The organism is Jeongeupia wiesaeckerbachi (assembly GCF_050916355.1).
Lineage (GTDB): Bacteria > Pseudomonadota > Gammaproteobacteria > Burkholderiales > Chitinibacteraceae > Jeongeupia > Jeongeupia wiesaeckerbachi.
This window is the reverse complement of the sequence record NZ_CP136946.1, coordinates 2,872,176-2,887,502: the sequence shown is the minus strand read 5'-3', so window position 1 is coordinate 2,887,502 and position 15,327 is coordinate 2,872,176. Positions and strand designations below refer to the sequence as shown.

The 15,327-nt window shown below is 63.4% G+C and carries 12 protein-coding genes; 7 read left to right on the top strand and 5 right to left on the bottom strand.

The window, feature by feature from the left end; genetic code table 11:
* Nucleotides 1–24: 24 nt before the first annotated feature.
* From astD to ppsA, 4 genes are all read right to left on the bottom strand, one after another.
* Nucleotides 25–1,482, bottom strand: a complete 1,458-nt coding sequence (gene astD, locus R0382_RS14115; RefSeq protein WP_432720367.1) for a succinylglutamate-semialdehyde dehydrogenase — start codon at nt 1,480–1,482, stop codon at nt 25–27.
* A gap of 2 nt (nt 1,483–1,484) precedes the next feature.
* Nucleotides 1,485–2,507, bottom strand: coding sequence for an arginine N-succinyltransferase (gene astA / locus R0382_RS14110; protein WP_432720366.1), 1,023 nt, complete (start codon nt 2,505–2,507; stop codon nt 1,485–1,487).
* Between the two features lie 146 nt (nt 2,508–2,653).
* Nucleotides 2,654–3,856 carry an aspartate aminotransferase family protein gene (locus tag R0382_RS14105; RefSeq protein ID WP_432720365.1) on the bottom strand — a complete coding sequence of 401 codons (1,203 nt, stop codon included), beginning with the start codon at nt 3,854–3,856 and terminating at the stop codon, nt 2,654–2,656.
* Nucleotides 3,857–4,045: 189 nt separating this feature from the next.
* Nucleotides 4,046–6,430, bottom strand: a complete 2,385-nt coding sequence (gene ppsA / locus R0382_RS14100) for a phosphoenolpyruvate synthase (RefSeq protein WP_432720364.1) — start codon at nt 6,428–6,430, stop codon at nt 4,046–4,048.
* A gap of 210 nt (nt 6,431–6,640) precedes the next feature.
* On the opposite strand from ppsA, the gene ppsR (R0382_RS14095) reads away from it, so the two are divergent.
* The 7 genes from ppsR (R0382_RS14095) (at nt 6,641) to R0382_RS14065 (ending at nt 13,884) form a co-directional block, all read left to right on the top strand.
* Entirely contained in the window at nt 6,641–7,459 is an 819-nt protein-coding gene (ppsR, locus tag R0382_RS14095; protein ID WP_432720363.1) for a posphoenolpyruvate synthetase regulatory kinase/phosphorylase PpsR, read from the top strand.
* A gap of 28 nt (nt 7,460–7,487) precedes the next feature.
* The gene (ppsR, locus tag R0382_RS14090; RefSeq protein WP_432720361.1) at nt 7,488–8,306 is read left to right on the top strand and encodes a posphoenolpyruvate synthetase regulatory kinase/phosphorylase PpsR; all 819 of its coding nucleotides are present in this window, start codon (nt 7,488–7,490) and stop codon (nt 8,304–8,306) included.
* 151 nt (nt 8,307–8,457) lie between these two features.
* Complete coding sequence (minC, locus tag R0382_RS14085; RefSeq protein ID WP_432720360.1) at nt 8,458–9,168, top strand: septum site-determining protein MinC; 711 nt, start codon at nt 8,458–8,460, stop codon at nt 9,166–9,168.
* A gap of 30 nt (nt 9,169–9,198) precedes the next feature.
* Nucleotides 9,199–10,008 (top strand): septum site-determining protein MinD, encoded by an 810-nt coding sequence (gene minD, locus R0382_RS14080; protein ID WP_432720359.1) that lies wholly within the window; start codon nt 9,199–9,201, stop codon nt 10,006–10,008.
* Between the two features lie 3 nt (nt 10,009–10,011).
* Nucleotides 10,012–10,275, top strand: a complete 264-nt coding sequence (gene minE, locus R0382_RS14075; RefSeq protein WP_432720358.1) for a cell division topological specificity factor MinE — start codon at nt 10,012–10,014, stop codon at nt 10,273–10,275.
* 72 nt (nt 10,276–10,347) lie between these two features.
* Entirely contained in the window at nt 10,348–11,157 is an 810-nt protein-coding gene (gene map / locus R0382_RS14070) for a type I methionyl aminopeptidase (protein WP_432720356.1), read from the top strand.
* A gap of 171 nt (nt 11,158–11,328) precedes the next feature.
* Nucleotides 11,329–13,884: a [protein-PII] uridylyltransferase gene (locus tag R0382_RS14065; RefSeq protein ID WP_432720354.1), complete on the top strand. Its 2,556-nt coding sequence runs from the start codon at nt 11,329–11,331 to the stop codon at nt 13,882–13,884.
* Between the two features lie 18 nt (nt 13,885–13,902).
* Here the strand turns inward: R0382_RS14065 and R0382_RS14060 are convergent, their stop codons facing one another.
* Nucleotides 13,903–15,273 carry a transglycosylase SLT domain-containing protein gene (locus R0382_RS14060; RefSeq protein WP_432720353.1) on the bottom strand — a complete coding sequence of 457 codons (1,371 nt, stop codon included), beginning with the start codon at nt 15,271–15,273 and terminating at the stop codon, nt 13,903–13,905.
* Nucleotides 15,274–15,327 lie beyond the last annotated feature (54 nt).

The following is a 15,327-nucleotide window of genomic DNA, read 5'->3' as shown; positions in this document are numbered from 1 at the left end:
TTGCCTTCCTGCGCATGAGCGGGTTCACAACGTCACCCCGTGCGGCATTTGCGCCGGCAACGCCAGCGTCGGCGCCTCGAGCGAGGCCACCGGATAGGCGCAGTAGTCGGCGGCATAGTACGCGCTCGGCCTGTGGTTGCCCGACGCACCAACCCCGCCGAACGGCGCCGCACTCGACGCGCCGGTCAAGGGTTTGTTCCAGTTGACGATGCCGGCGCGCGCATCGCGCCAGAAACGGTGATAGCGGTCGGCCGAATCGGACAGCAAACCCGCCGCCAGCCCGTAGCGGGTGCGGTTGGCCAGCGCGATTGCCTCGTCGAAATCACCATAGCGCTGCACCTGCAGCAGCGGACCGAAGTATTCCTCGTCCGGCAGTTCGGCCACGCCGCTGACGTCCAGCAATGCCGGCGACAGCAGCGCCGTGCCTTCCTGCAAACGCCTCAGCGGCACGATGGGTGTGGCGCCAAGCGTGATCAGCCGGTCTTGCACCGCGAGCAGCGCATCCGCTGCGGCGGTCGAAATCACCGCCCCCATGAACGGTGGCGGCTCGGCATCCCAGGCGCCGACGCGAATCGATCTTGCCACTTCGGCCAGCCGCGCGATCAGTGCATCGCCCCACGCGCCCTTCGGCACCAGCAGGCGTCGTGCGCAGGTGCAGCGCTGGCCGGCGGACACATAGGCCGACTGGACGATATGGTGCAGGGCCGCCGGCACATCGCTCAGTTCGTCAACGATCAGCGGATTGTTGCCGCCCATCTCGAGCGCCAGGATTTTCTCGGGCCGGCCGGCAAACTGCCGGTGCAGCGCGTAACCGGTCGCCGCGCTGCCGGTAAACAGCAAGCCATCGACATCGGCATGCGCCGCCAGCGCGACGCCGGTCTCGCGCCCGCCCTGCAGCAATCCGATCACGCCGGCAGGCAGGCCGGCCGCCAGCCACAGCTCGACGGTCTTCTGCGCGACCATCGGCGTCAATTCGGACGGTTTGAATACGACGACATTGCCGGCAATCAGTGCCGGCACGATATGGCCATTGGGCAGGTGTCCCGGGAAGTTGTACGGACCGAAGACCGCCAGCACGCCGTGCGGCCGGTGCCGCAGCACCGCCTGCGCGTCGCCCTGCTGGCTCTCGTGGCCACCGGTGCGTTCGGCATGTGCACGCAGCGAAATCTCGACCTTGTTGACCATGGTCGTGACTTCGGTCAGCGCCTCCCAGCGGGGCTTGCCGGTCTCGCGGCCGATCAGCGCGGCCAGCTCGGCCTGCGCGTCGCGCAGCATGTCGGCAAACACCCGGACCACGGCGATACGCTCCTCGAGATCCAGATCGCGCCACGCCGGAAAAGCGGCCCGCGCGGCGGCAACGGCAGCGTCGACCTCATCGACGCTGGCAGCCTGTCCTTGCCAGACCGTTTCGCCACTCACCGGATTGCGCGACACAAAAGCCTCACCACGACCGGGCCGCCAGGCCCCGTTGATCAACAGCATGTCTACTCCTTGCTCGAAAGTGGCACGGCACGCACCGGATCGCCATCGGCGAGGCCCAGCGCCTCCAGAACGGGTTGCGGCAGCGGTAGTGCGTCCTCCAGTGGTCGGGTGATTGCCAGCGCACAGCGGAAGTCGCCAAGTTTCCGGTTCGATACCAGCCAGGGCACGCCGCCCTTGGGCGCGCCGCTGATGGCCAGCGCCTGGAAACAGGCGCTGTGCCGGATCGCGCGGATATCGGTGCGCGAGCACTCCAGCGTCGGGCCGGCATCGAAAATGTCGATATAGCCCTGATAGCGGAAGCCCTCGTCCTCGAGCAGCACGCGCGCCGGCTTGGTCGCCGGGTGCACATCCGCAATCGTGTCCTGCGCTTCCTGCGACAGCAGCGCCGTATAAATCGGATAGCGCGGCATCAGCTCGGCAATGAACGATTTGCTGCCGATGTAGGAGAGAAAATCGGCGCGGGCGAAATCCATCGTGAAGAAATGCCGGCCCAGGCTCTCCCAGAACGGCGAGCGGCCGTCGACGTCGGACACGCCGCGCATTTCGGCAATCACGCGGTCGGCAAAGCGTTCGGGAAACTCGGCCATGAACAGGAAACGGCTTTTCGACAGCAGCGCGCCGTTGCCGTCGCGGCGCCAGTCCGGATGCAGGAACAGCGAACACAGCTCGGATGAACCGGTCATGTCCGAAGTGAGAAACAGCGTTGGCAGCTGCTTGTAGATATCAAGCTCGCGCGAAGCATGCACCGACAGGCCGACCCGATAGTTGTACCAGGGCTCGGACAAGCCCACCGCGGCCTCGATCGCGGCAACCCCAGCCAGCTCGCCGCTGCTTTCGTCTTCGAGCGCAAAGAAGTAGCCGGCATCCGCCAGTTGCGCCGCCTCGGCAACGGCGCGCTCGCTACCGGCGATGCGCGCAGCCAGACGCTCCGCATCGGCTTGCAAGGTGGTGACCCCCACACCGGCACTACCGGCCAGCCGCACGACCGCATCGAGATCGGCGCGATTCAATAATCGAACTCTCATCGGGTACACCTCCCGATCCCACTGTATGCAGCCCCTGCCGTGGCAGCCATTCGGTAAAGCCGCAATGTCGGCAGAATGGCCAATGCGCGCCGAATAAAAAAAACCGCCCGGCGAACCGGGCGGTTTTGTTTGACGCTATGCCGGGGCTAGCCCTTGAACGCCTTCAGCGCACGGGCAAAGCGGGCCAGGCCTTCGTCGATGTCCGCGTCGTCGATCACCAGCGACGGCGCCAGGCGGATCACGTTCGGGCCGGCCATCAGCACCATCAGGCCTTCGGCCGTCGCGGCATTGAGCACATCCTTGGCCCGGCCTTCGTATTCGGCCTTGAGCGGCGCACCGATCAGCAAGCCAACACCGCGCAGCTGATCGAACAGACCCAGCTCGGCATTGATCGCCTCAAGCCCGGCGACAAAGCGTGCACGCTTGCTTGCGATACCGGCCAGCGTCGCCGGATCGTTGATCACGTCGAACACGGCACTGGCCACCGCGCACGCCAGCGGGTTGCCACCGTACGTGGTGCCGTGCGTACCGACGGTCAGATGCTTGGCCAGTACATCGGTCGTCAGCATGGCGCCGATCGGAAAGCCGCCGCCAAGGCTCTTTGCGCTCGACAGGATGTCCGGCACGACGCCGAAATGCTGGTACGCAAACAGCGTACCGACGCGACCCATGCCGGTTTGCACTTCGTCGAAAATCAGCATGGCATTGTGCTTGTCACACAGCGCGCGCAGCCCCTGCAGGAATTCGCGCGTTGCCGGCAGCACGCCGCTTTCGCCCATGATCGGCTCGACGATCACGCACGCGGTGTCGTCGTCGATCAAGGCTTCAACGCTGGCGAGGTTGTTGTACTCGAAATGGGCAATCCCTTCCGGGCGCGGGCCGAAGCCATCCGAATACTTCGGCTGGCCACCGACCGAGACGGTAAAGAAGGTCCGGCCGTGGAACGAGTTCACCGCCGACAGCACCTTGTGCTTTTGCGGGCCGAAGCGGTCGATACCAACCCGGCGCGCCAGCTTGAGCGCTGCCTCGTTGGCTTCGGCCCCCGAATTGCAGAAAAACACGCGCTCGGCAAAGGTCGCGGCGACGAGTTTTTCGGCCAGCGCCAGCGCCGGCTCGTTGGTAAACACGTTCGATACGTGCCAAAGCTTGTTGGCCTGCTCGGTCAACGCGGCCACCGCAGCCGGATGGCAATGACCCAGCGAATTGACCGCGATACCACCGGAGAAATCGACGTATTCTCGCCCGGCCTGATCCCAGACTCGGCTGCCCTGGCCTCGGACCGGCACAAAGGTGGCAGGAGCGTAATTGGGCACCATGTACTGGTCAAAATCGGCGCGGGTCGGGGACATCGGCGTTTCCTTGAGTGACGATTAGGGAAGAGGAACGGCTAACAAAATTCAGCGTGGCGGTGCTGGCAAGGCGGGCAAAACGCCGACAGTACGGCTAGCACGGCCAGTGAGCACAACGCAGCCCGCAGAATTTTGTTAGCCGCTCCAAGTAAAAACGGGCCACCGAAGTGGCCCGTTCTTCCGTGGTGGTCAGTGCGCTTTCTGACCTGCCAGGAACAACCAGGTTTCCATCACGGTGTCCGGGTTCAAGGATACCGTTTCGATCCCCTCTTCGACCAGCCATTGCGCGAAATCCGGGTGGTCCGACGGACCCTGACCGCAGATGCCGACATACTTGTTCAGCTTGAGGCACGCCTTGATCGCCATGCTCAGCATCGCCTTGACCGCGTCGTTGCGCTCGTCGAACGACGCCGACACCGGGCCACCCGAATCGCGGTCGATGCCGAGCGTGAGCTGGGTCATGTCGTTCGAGCCGATCGAGAAACCGTCGAAGTATTCGAGGAAGCGCTCAGCCAGCACGGCGTTGGCTGGAATCTCGCACATCATGATCAGGCGCAGACCGTTGTCGCCGCGCTTGAGCCCATTGCGCTCAAGCAGCTCGACCACGCACTCGGCTTCCTTCAGCGTCCGCACGAACGGGATCATCACCTCGATATTGACCAGCCCCATCACGTCGCGCACCTTCTTGACCGCGCGGCACTCCAGCTCGAAACAGTCGCGGAAGCTCTTGTCGACGTAACGCGCCGCGCCGCGGAAGCCCAGCATCGGGTTTTCCTCGTGCGGTTCGTACTGCGGGCCACCGATCAGGTTGGCGTATTCGTTCGACTTGAAGTCGGACAGACGCACGATGACCTTCTTCGGCCAGAACGCCGCGCCCAGCGTCGCGATGCCTTCGGCGAGCTTGTCGACGTAGAAATCGACCGCGCTGCGGTAACCGGCCATCCGCTCTTCGATCTGCGCTTTCAGTTCGGCCGGCACGTTCGGATAGGCCAGCAGCGCCTTCGGGTGCACGCCGATCATCCGGTTGATGATGAATTCAAGCCGCGCCAGACCAACCCCCTCGTTCGGCAACTGGGCGAATTCGAACGCGAGCTCCGGATTGCCGACGTTCATCATCAGCTTCACCGGCGACTCTGGCATCTTGGCCAGCGAGATATCGAGCTTTTCGAACTTCAGCAGCCCGCTGTATGCGTTGCCGGTGTCACCCTCGGCACACGACACGGTGACGAGGTCACCGGTCTTGAGCATACGGGTCGCATCGCCGCAGCCAACGACCGCCGGCACGCCGAGTTCACGCGCGATGATCGCCGCATGGCAGGTGCGGCCGCCACGGTTGGTGACGATGGCCGAAGCGCGCTTCATCACCGGTTCCCAGTCCGGGTCGGTCATGTCCGACACCAGCACATCACCCGGCTGGACCTGATCCATTTCCGACACATCGCGAATCACGCGCACCGTACCCTGGCCGATCTTCTGGCCGATGGCACGGCCGCTGGTCAGCACCTCGCCCTTCTCGAGCATGCGGAACTTGGACATCTTGTCGCTGGCCGCTTCCTGCGACTTCACCGTTTCCGGCCGGGCCTGCAGGATGTAGAGCTTGCCGTCGATGCCGTCACGCCCCCATTCGATGTCCATCGGACGACCGTAGTGCTGCTCGATGATCAGTGCGTAGCGGGCCAGTTCCTCGACTTCCTCGTCGGTCACCGAGAACTTGCGGCGATCGGCGGCATCGACGTCGACGGTCTTCACCGATTTGCCGGCGGCGGCCTCGAGATCGAACTCCATCTTCAGCGCCTTGCCGCCGAGGTGCTTGCGCACGATGGCCGGACGATCGGCCCGCAGCGTCGGCTTGTGGACGTAAAACTCGTCCGGGTTCACCGCGCCCTGCACCACGGTTTCACCAAGGCCGTACGAGGCCGTGACGAACACCACATCCTCGAAACCGCTTTCGGTATCGATGGTGAACATCACCCCGGCCGCGCCCTTGTCCGAGCGCACCATGCGCTGGATGCCGGCCGACAGCGCCACGAGCTTGTGGTCGAAGCCCTTGTGGACGCGGTAGGCGATCGCGCGGTCGTTGTAGAGCGAGGCGAACACGTGCTTCATCGCGTCGAGCACGTTGTCGACGCCGACGATGTTCAGATAGGTTTCCTGCTGACCGGCGAACGACGCGTCCGGCAGGTCTTCGGCGGTCGCCGACGAGCGCACCGCGACGGTGACGCCTTCGCCGAGCTGGGCATAGTGCTCGCGAATCTCGGCTTCGAGTTCGGCCGGAAACGGCGTCTCGACGATCCAGTCACGGATCTGCTTGCCGACGACGGCCAGCGCCTTGACGTCGTCGACGTCGAGCTTGGACACCGCTGCATCGATGCGATCGGCCAGTCCGTTGTGCGCGAGAAAAACACGGTAAGCGTGTGCGGTGGTCGCAAAGCCGCCGGGAACGCGCACGCCCTTCTCGGCCAGTTGGGAAATCATCTCGCCCAGCGATGCGTTCTTGCCGCCGACGTACTCGACATCGGTCATACGCAGGTGGACAAAATCGATTACGTTACGATCATTGAGATATGCGGTCATCTACGGCTCGACTCCACAGAGTTAAACTTCAAATAGTTTTAGCTTATGTTGCAATGCGATATTGCTTTCAGTCATTCTAGGCACCTAGCCCCGGTCGCCTAGTCGGGATAATCCTTTACATGCTATCCCGCAGCGAACTGTCAGGATGACGCCCCAGCAAGCCCCCGCCTTATCATCCCCGACTTAACGCCTCGCACGCACGGAGCCTCGATGCCTCGCACCGCCTTCTTCGTATCCGACCGTACCGGCATCACCGCAGAGATGCTCGGCCACAGCCTGATCACCCAGTTCGAGGACGTGAATTTTCGCCGCATCACGATGCCTTACATCGATACGGCCGAGAAAGCGCAGGAAGCCACGGCCCGCATCCGCCAGCAGGCCGAAATCGACGGTTGCCGCCCGATCGTGTTCTCGACCGTCGTCGACGACGCGCTGCGCAACCTCATTCATGTCGAAGAGGCGCTGACACTGGATTTCTTCGAGATTTTCATCGGCCCGCTCGAAAAAGAACTCGGGCGTGAATCTTCACATACGGTCGGCAAGACGCACGGCATCGCCAATTTCGAGGAATACAAGGCGCGGATCGACGCGGTCAATTTCGCCCTCAACCATGACGATGGCGTGATGCCGCGCGACTTGAACGAAGCCGACATCATCCTGATCGGTGTCTCGCGCGCGGCCAAAACGCCGACCTGCCTGTATCTGGCCCTGCAGTACGGCATCAAGGCCGCCAACTACCCGCTGACGCCCGAAGACTTCGGTCAGCACACGCTGCCCAAGCTGCTGCTACCGTACCGCAACAAACTGTTCGGCCTGACCATCGATCCGGTCCGCCTTTCGCAGATCCGCGAGGAACGCAAACCGAACAGCAAATACGCCGCGCTCGACAACTGTCAGTTCGAGGTCGGCGAAGCCGAAGCGCTGATGCGCCACGTCGGCGTTCCCTATCTTGCCTCGACGACCCGCTCGATCGAGGAACTCGCCACCACCATCATGCACCGCACCGGTCTGACCCGGCGCACCTACTGAGGCCGATCGGCCCACCCCCGGAGTTGTCATGCCCCGTACCGCGTTCTTCGTTTCCGGCCGAACCGGCATCACCGCAGAAATGCTCGGTCACAGCCTGATCAGCCAGTTCGAAGAGGTCAATTTCCGGCGCATTACGCTGCCGTATATCGACAGTGTCGACAAGGCGCGCGAAGCCATCGTGCAGATTCGCGAACAGGCGCTCACCGACGGCGTGCGACCGGTGATCTTCTCGACGCTGATCGACGAAGAACTGCGCCAGTGCTTCTATATCGAGGAAGCGCTGACGGTCGATATTTTCGCCACCTTCATCAAGCCGCTTGAAGAAGAGCTCGGCGTGCAGTCGTCACATACCGCCGGCAAGGTCCACGGCATCGCCAACTTCGAGGAATACAAGAACCGCATCGACGCGGTGAACTACTCGATGAGCCACGACGACGGCGGCGTATCGCGCAATCTGGCCGACGCCGACGTCATCCTGGTGGGCGTATCGCGCGCCGGCAAGACGCCGACCTGCCTGTATCTGGCGCTGCAGTACGGCATCAAGGCCGCCAACTATCCGCTGACGCCCGAAGACTTCAACGACCACGCTTTGCCACGGGTACTGGGGAATCATCGCAACAAGCTGTTCGGCCTGACGATCCAGCCGGAACGGCTGTCGCAGATCCGCGCCGAACGCAAACCAGGCAGCCACTACGCGTCGATCGACATCTGCCGCGCCGAGGTTGCCGAAGCCGAAACGCTGATGAAACAGGCGCAGATCCCCTACCTCAACACGACGACGCTATCGATCGAGGAACTGGCCAGCTCGATCCTGCATCACAGCGGGCTGAAACGACGCCTGTTCTGATGCGCCGGCGGGCGAAGTACGCGTACCGCATGCATTGCCGTGACGCCGTCCACAGACAGAGGCACATTCAGGCGCTTACGTGCAAGTACAGCTTCCGCCCCCCCGGTCGAACCGGTACACTCGGCTCTTCCTTTGCCCGCAATAGACCCACATGCCCAGCGGTACCCAAGAGGCCACGGCCTTTGAATTCAAGAGCGCCAGCGTGCAGCTGGTGAGCTTCGTGCCGGCAACGCTCGACGCCGACGAAATCGACGCCGAGCTGCGCGACAAACTCGGCGACGGCGAGCACATGCTCAGCGGCAGCCATGTCGCCATCGACTTCTCCGCGCTGCCCGACACGCCGGACGCAGAAGCCTTGCGACGCCTCGCCGATCAGCTTGCGCGTTTTGGCCTTTCGCTTGTTGCCGCCCAGGGCGGCAATGACGCCCAATTGGCCGCAGCCAGCGAGATCGGCCTGATCGTCATCGACCCCGACGCCGTCACCCAGCTGCCGACGCCCAAGCCCGTCGTTGCCGAACGCGTACCGGCGATGATCGTGACCAAGCCGATTCGCGCCGGCCAGCAGGTTTACGCCCGTGGCGGCGATCTGGTCGTGCTGGCACTGGTGTCCAACGGCGCCGAAGTCATCGCCGACGGCAGCATCCACGTCTACGCGCCCCTGCGCGGCCGCGCCCTCGCCGGTGCCCGGGGCGATACCGGCGCGCGCGTCTATACAACGTGTCTCGAGGCTGAACTGGTCTCGATCGCCGGCGTCTACCGCACGCTCGAAGAAGCCTTGCCCGCCAACATCAAGGCAGGCGCGGCCCAGATCCGTCTCGACGACAACAAACTCGTGATCGAGGCCCTGAGCGGCCTCGTCTAAACCAACAGATCCCATAAGGAATTCCGTAACGTGGCCAAGATTATCGTCGTCACCTCCGGCAAGGGGGGCGTAGGCAAGACCACCACCAGCGCCAGCTTCGCAACCGGGCTCGCGCTGCGCGGCTTCAAGACCGCCGTCATCGACTTCGACGTCGGCCTGCGCAACCTCGACCTCATCATGGGTTGCGAGCGCCGTGTCGTGTACGACTTCGTCAACGTCGTCCAGGGCGAAGCGTCGCTGAACCAGGCGCTGATCAAGGACAAGAACTGCGACAACCTGTTCATCCTGCCGGCATCGCAAACCCGCGACAAGGAAGCGCTGTCGAAGGAAGGCGTCGAAAAGGTCCTCAAGGAGCTGGCGCACGAAGGCTTCGACTACGTGATCTGCGACAGCCCGGCCGGCATCGAGACCGGCGCCTTCCTGGCGCTGTACTTTGCCGACGAAGCCATCGTCGTCACCAACCCGGAAGTCAGCTCGGTACGCGACTCCGACCGCATCATCGGCATCCTCGACGCCAAGTCGAAGAAGGCCGAGGAAGGCGGCTCGGTGAAGACCCATCTGCTGGTCACCCGTTACAGCCCCAAGCGCGTCGATTCGGGCGAAATGCTCTCGCTCGACGACGTCCAGCACCTGCTGCGCATTTCGCTGATCGGTGTCATTCCCGAGTCCGAATCGGTCCTGCAGGCGTCGAATGCCGGCTCGCCGGCGATCCACCTGAACGGCTCGGACGTATCCGAGGCGTACAAGGATGTCGTCGCTCGTTTTCTTGGCGAACAGAAGCCGTTGCGGTTCATTGATGCACCGAAGCAGCCGTTCTGGAAGCGGCTCTTTGGAGGTTGATGCATGTCTATCCTGAGTTATTTTTTCGGTGAAAAGAAAAAGACCGCCTCGGTCGCCCGCGAACGGCTGCAGATCATCCTCGCGCACGAGCGTGCGGGCGATCGCGCCGCGCCGGACTACCTGCCGCAGCTGCAAAAAGAGCTGATGGAAGTCATTTCCAAGTACGTCTCGGTCAACCCGGACGACATCAAGGTCCAGCTCGACAAGAAGGACGATATGGAAGTGCTCGAAGTGAATATCGTGCTTCCGGAAACGCCACGGCGATAGAATGTAAATCGACCGCCGCATGTATGACCCAAAGAGAGGCGCGCGCCTCTCTTTGCCATTTCAGGAAAGACAATGACGATCGTCATCAAGACCAGCGAAGACATCGCGAAAATGCGCATCGCCGGCCGCCTGGCCAGCGAGGTGCTCGACTACATCACGCCGCACGTCGTACCCGGTGTCACCACCGAGGCGCTCGACAAGCTGTGCGCCGACTATATGCGCGACGTGCAAGGCACCATCGCCGCGCCGCTGAACTATTGCCCGCCGGGCTACACACCGTACCCGAAATCGATCTGCACCTCGGTCAACAACGTGATCTGCCACGGCATCCCGAACGACAAGCCGCTGAAGAACGGCGACATCGTCAACCTCGACATCACCGTGATCAAGGACGGCTACCACGGCGACACCAGCCGCACCTTCCTGATCGGCGACAAGGTGCCGCAGCACGCCAAGCGGCTGGTGCAGGTGACCTATGACTGCATGTGGCTCGGCATCGATCAGGTCAAGCCCGGCGCCCAGCTCGGCGACATCGGCGCAGCGATCCAGAAGTACGCTGAGAAAGCCGGCTTTTCGGTCGTTCGCGAGTTCTGTGGCCATGGCATCGGTCAGGTTTTCCATGAAGAGCCGCAAGTCGTCCATTACGGCAAGGCCGGCACCGGCATCGAGCTGGTACCGGGGATGATCTTTACGATCGAGCCGATGATCAATGCCGGCAAGCGCGAACTCAAGGCCCAACCGGACGGCTGGACCATCGTCACTAAGGATCGCAGCCTGTCGGCGCAGTGGGAGCACACGATCCTGGTCACCGATAGCGGATACGAAGTCCTGACCGTCTCAAACGGCACCCCGGCGCGACCGGAGCGTTACCTGCTCGATTGAGCGCGGCCAGCCAACCCTGCCGACCGCGGTGCAGCTTGCCGTACAGCCGCACCGCCCGGATGTCGCCCTTTAAGGCGCACCTTGCCGGCAGGGTTGCGCAGGATAGGCGCCCCGCAGGAAACGCCACGGCATTAGCAGCCCCAAGCACCAGCCCCACACAGAGGACCGCCGATGCGCTCGGTCAACGCGATTCGTGATGATTACACCGCCGCCAAGACGGCCCTCAAAAACCGTTTTGCCGCACCGCGCGCCGCAGCACCGCTATTGCGCGCACTGGCCCGGCAGACCGACGCCACATTGTGCGAGCTGTGGGAACGCCACCAGTTTGGCGGCGAAGTCCTGCTGGTTGCCGTCGGCGGCTATGGCCGTGGCGAGCTTTTCCCGCACTCGGACATCGACCTGCTGATCCTGCTGCCCGACCAGCTCGGTCCGGCGCTACTGGAAAAGCTCGAAGTCTTCGTCGGCGAGCTGTGGGACATCGGCCTCGAGGTCGGCCATTCGGTACGCACCGTCGCCGACTGCCTTGCCGAGGCCGAAAAGGACATCACCGTCCAGACCGCGCTACTCGAGTCGCGCCTCCTGGTCGGCGATACGACGCGCTTCGCCGCGTTTCGCGACACCGTCTATCGCTATATAGACCCGAAGGAATTCTTCGAAGCCAAGCTGCTGGAACAGCAGGCGCGCTACGGCCGCTTCCTGAACGCCACCTACAAGCTCGAGCCCAACTTGAAGGAAGCGCCCGGTGGCCTGCGCGACCTGCACCTGATCGGCTGGATCGCCGCCAGCCTCGGACTCGGGCGCGACTGGCGCGCACTTGCTGCAATGGGCATGCTGACGCGCGAGGAAGGCCAGAAACTGCGCCGCGCCGAGCGTGTACTGCGCACGATCCGCATCCAGCTGCACTGGCTGGCGCGCCGGCGCGAAGACCGCATTCTGTTCGACCACCAGAACCGGCTGGCCGACCTGTTCGGCTACGCCGACGACGGCAAGCTGCGTGGCAGCGAGCAACTGATGGCGCGCTACTACCTCGCTGCGCGCATCGTCACGCAACTGACGCCACTGCTGGTCCAGGCACTGCGCACCCGCATCTTCTCGCAGATCGGCAGCGAGGTAAGCACACTGAACCCGCGCTTTCAGCTGCGTGGCAATACGCTGGAGATCACCGCGCCCGACGTGTTCGAACACGAACCTTCGGCGATTCTGGAAATTTTCCTGCAGTTCGAACAGCAGCGCGACGTCACCGATATTGCGCCGGAAACCCTGCGCGCACTCTGGCATGCCCGCGCGCGCATCGACGCCGATTTCCGTGCCGACCCGCACAACCGCGAGCTATTCATCCAGCTGTTCCGCGAGCCGCGCGGCCTGACCCGCATACTGCGGCGAATGAACCAGTACGGCGTGCTCGGCCGCTACATCCCGAAATTCGGCGAGCTCGTCGGCCGGATGCAGCACGACCTGTTCCATGTGTACACCGTCGACGAACACACACTGATGGTGCTGCGCAATATGCGCCGTTTCGCCCAGCCGGCATTCACCCATGAATACCCGCTGTGCTCACGACTGATCGAGGGCTTCGAACACCCCGAAGTGCTTTACCTTGCCGCGCTATTCCACGACATCGGCAAGGGACGAGGCGGCGATCACTCGAAGCTGGGCTCGACCATCGCCCGCGAATTCGTCGATCAGCATCCACTGCGTCCGGCGGATCGCGACTTGATCGCCTGGCTGGTCGAACACCATCTGACGATGTCGCACGTCGCGCAGAAACAGGACGTCTACGACCCGGAAGTCGTGGCGAACTTTGCGCAGCTGGTCGGCACCCAGCGCAAGCTGAATGCACTCTATCTACTCACCGTCGCCGACATCCGCGGCACCAGCCCCAAGGTCTGGAACGCCTGGAAGGCCAAATTGCTCGAGGACCTGTTCAAGGCCACGCAACGCCAACTGGCCAGCGACGACCTGCCGCCATCGACCTGGCTGGAAGAACGCCAGGAAGACGCACTGAGCCAGTTGCGTCTGTACGGCCTGCGTGACGACGCGCACACGGCGTTCTGGAACGAGCTCGACACGGTCTATTTCCTGCGTCACGAGGCCCGCGAGATCGCCTGGCATACGCGCCAGCTGTTCAACCGAGTCAGCAGCGATGCCGCCATCGTGCGCGCGCGCCTGTCCGAATCGGGCGAAGGCCTGCAGGTCATGGTCTACACCCGCGACACGCCCGACCTGTTCGCACGCATCTGCAGCTTTTTCGAACGCGCCGGCTACAACATTTTCGATGCGCACGTGCACACCACGCATCACGGCTACGCGCTCGACAGCTTCTACGTCTTCATTCCGGAAAACCGTCACGACAACTATCGCGACCTGATCGGTTTCGTCGAATATGAACTGGCCTTGCAGCTGGCCAAGGCCGGGCCGCTACCGGCGCCGGTCAAGGCACGTGTCTCGCGCCAGCTCAAGCACTTCCCGGTGCAGCCCCACGTGCTGATTCGCGCGGACGAACGCGGCAAGTACCACGTCCTGTCGATCGCCGCCGGCGACCGGCCGGGCCTGCTGTCGACGATCGCCCGTGTGCTTGCCGACTATCGCGTCGACATCCAGAGCGCCAAGATCATGACGCTGGGCGAGCGCGCCGAAGACAACTTCCTGATTTCCGGCCAGCGCCTTGGCGACGAGCGCACCATCCGCCAGCTCGAGAGCGAGCTACTGCAGGCGCTGCAGGTTTAACCCCGAGGCCGGGCACGCTCACTTGCCCGGCTTGCTCGCCTCGCGCTTGTCGTTGCTGCGGTCGGCGGCCTGATAGGCCAGATAGTAGCGATTCACCGTCGACACGTAATCGAGCAGATGCTGGCCCACCGTCTGGCGCGCCACCTCCTCGACATTGCCCCGCCAGACGTTCGGATCGAGCCCCTGCGCCTTGGCCTTCTTGCGCAACTGCTGCACCCGGCCTTCGCCAGCGTTGTAAGACGCGATCATGAAATAGAGCTGGTCGGTCGGCGCGATGCCACCGCCGGAAAACAGCGTACGCAAGTGCGACAAATAACGTGCCGCTGCGGTGACGTTCTGCTCGGTGTCGTGCGGATTGCTCACGCCCATCTTGCGCGCCGTGGTCGGATTGACCTGCATCAGCCCGGTCGGCCCACCACCCTTGCGCGTCATCGGCTGCAGCTTGGTTTCTCGCTGCCCGATCGCGGCCAGCAGCAACCAGTCAAGGTTGTTGGCCGACGCCACCAGTTGCAGCATCGGCGCAAAAAAGCCGAGCTTATCGCTTGCGCTCATTTCATCGGGCGCGTCGGCGCGCCCATCCTTGGGCAAAAACCGCTGCGTATCGACCGAGGCCTTGACGGCCAGCTTGCCACTGGTCGAGGCAATGAAACGGTTCAGCAGCGACAGCAGTTGCGGATGCTCGGGCGCGACCGCCCAGGCCACCGGAACCGCATCATCGTCGCAGGCCTGCGCCTTCAGCGCGGGATAACGTTTACTCCAGAGCCGGACCTGATAGTCGCTAGCGATCGTCGCCATGTCGCCGCCGCGCTGAATCTCGGCAAACAACTGCTCGGTCGACGTTCCTACCGGCGGTTCGGCCAATTTGACCCCCGCCAGCTCGGACGCCATCACACGACGACCGAAATTGGCGGTCGGCACCGTCACCGAACGATCTCCGAGCTCATCGAGCTTGTCGACCACCGGACGACTCCGGTTTTGCACCAGGCACCAGCGATCATTGAGGTAAGGCGTGGTGAACTCCGCCAGATGCCCGACCCCGGCAATCACCGGAATCAGCCCCGCGGCAATGTCGCCCTCGCCGGCGCGCAGCTTCGGCAGCAAGGCGCCGGCGTCGACCGGCACATACTGGATCAGCAACGGCGTCATGCTTTTCGGCCGATTGCGGTTCAGATATTTTTCCAGCTCGGCCAGCATGGCGTACTCGACGCCGTGCGGGCGACCATTGACGAAGAAAAACGTCGACGAGCCCAGCGCCACCAGCACCCGAAGCCGGTCCGGTGGGTTGGCCGGATCATAATCACCCCCAGCCAGTTCGGTCGGCTGAGTCAGTGCTGGGTGAACGCTGGCCGGCGCAGCGACGATCTTTTTTTTGGCCTGCTTCGCAGCCATCGTCGTTGTCGCGGCGCATGCAAGTAGCGCCGCCAGCAACAAGTGACTGAAAGC

Bases quoted from the DNA above. Each gene is read 5' to 3' on its own strand.
- astD (WP_432720367.1), bottom strand. From the start codon at position 1,482: ATGCTGTTGATCAACGGGGCCTGGCGGCCCGGTCGTGGTGAGGCTTTT.
- astA (WP_432720366.1), bottom strand. From the start codon at position 2,507: ATGAGAGTTCGATTATTGAATCGCGCCGATCTCGATGCGGTCGTGCGG.
- R0382_RS14105 (WP_432720365.1), bottom strand. From the start codon at position 3,856: ATGTCCCCGACCCGCGCCGATTTTGACCAGTACATGGTGCCCAATTAC.
- ppsA (WP_432720364.1), bottom strand. From the start codon at position 6,430: ATGACCGCATATCTCAATGATCGTAACGTAATCGATTTTGTCCACCTG.
- ppsR (WP_432720363.1), top strand. From the start codon at position 6,641: ATGCCTCGCACCGCCTTCTTCGTATCCGACCGTACCGGCATCACCGCA.
- ppsR (WP_432720361.1), top strand. From the start codon at position 7,488: ATGCCCCGTACCGCGTTCTTCGTTTCCGGCCGAACCGGCATCACCGCA.
- minC (WP_432720360.1), top strand. From the start codon at position 8,458: ATGCCCAGCGGTACCCAAGAGGCCACGGCCTTTGAATTCAAGAGCGCC.
- minE (WP_432720358.1), top strand. From the start codon at position 10,012: ATGTCTATCCTGAGTTATTTTTTCGGTGAAAAGAAAAAGACCGCCTCG.
- map (WP_432720356.1), top strand. From the start codon at position 10,348: ATGACGATCGTCATCAAGACCAGCGAAGACATCGCGAAAATGCGCATC.
- R0382_RS14065 (WP_432720354.1), top strand. From the start codon at position 11,329: ATGCGCTCGGTCAACGCGATTCGTGATGATTACACCGCCGCCAAGACG.
- R0382_RS14060 (WP_432720353.1), bottom strand. From the start codon at position 15,273: ATGGCTGCGAAGCAGGCCAAAAAAAAGATCGTCGCTGCGCCGGCCAGC.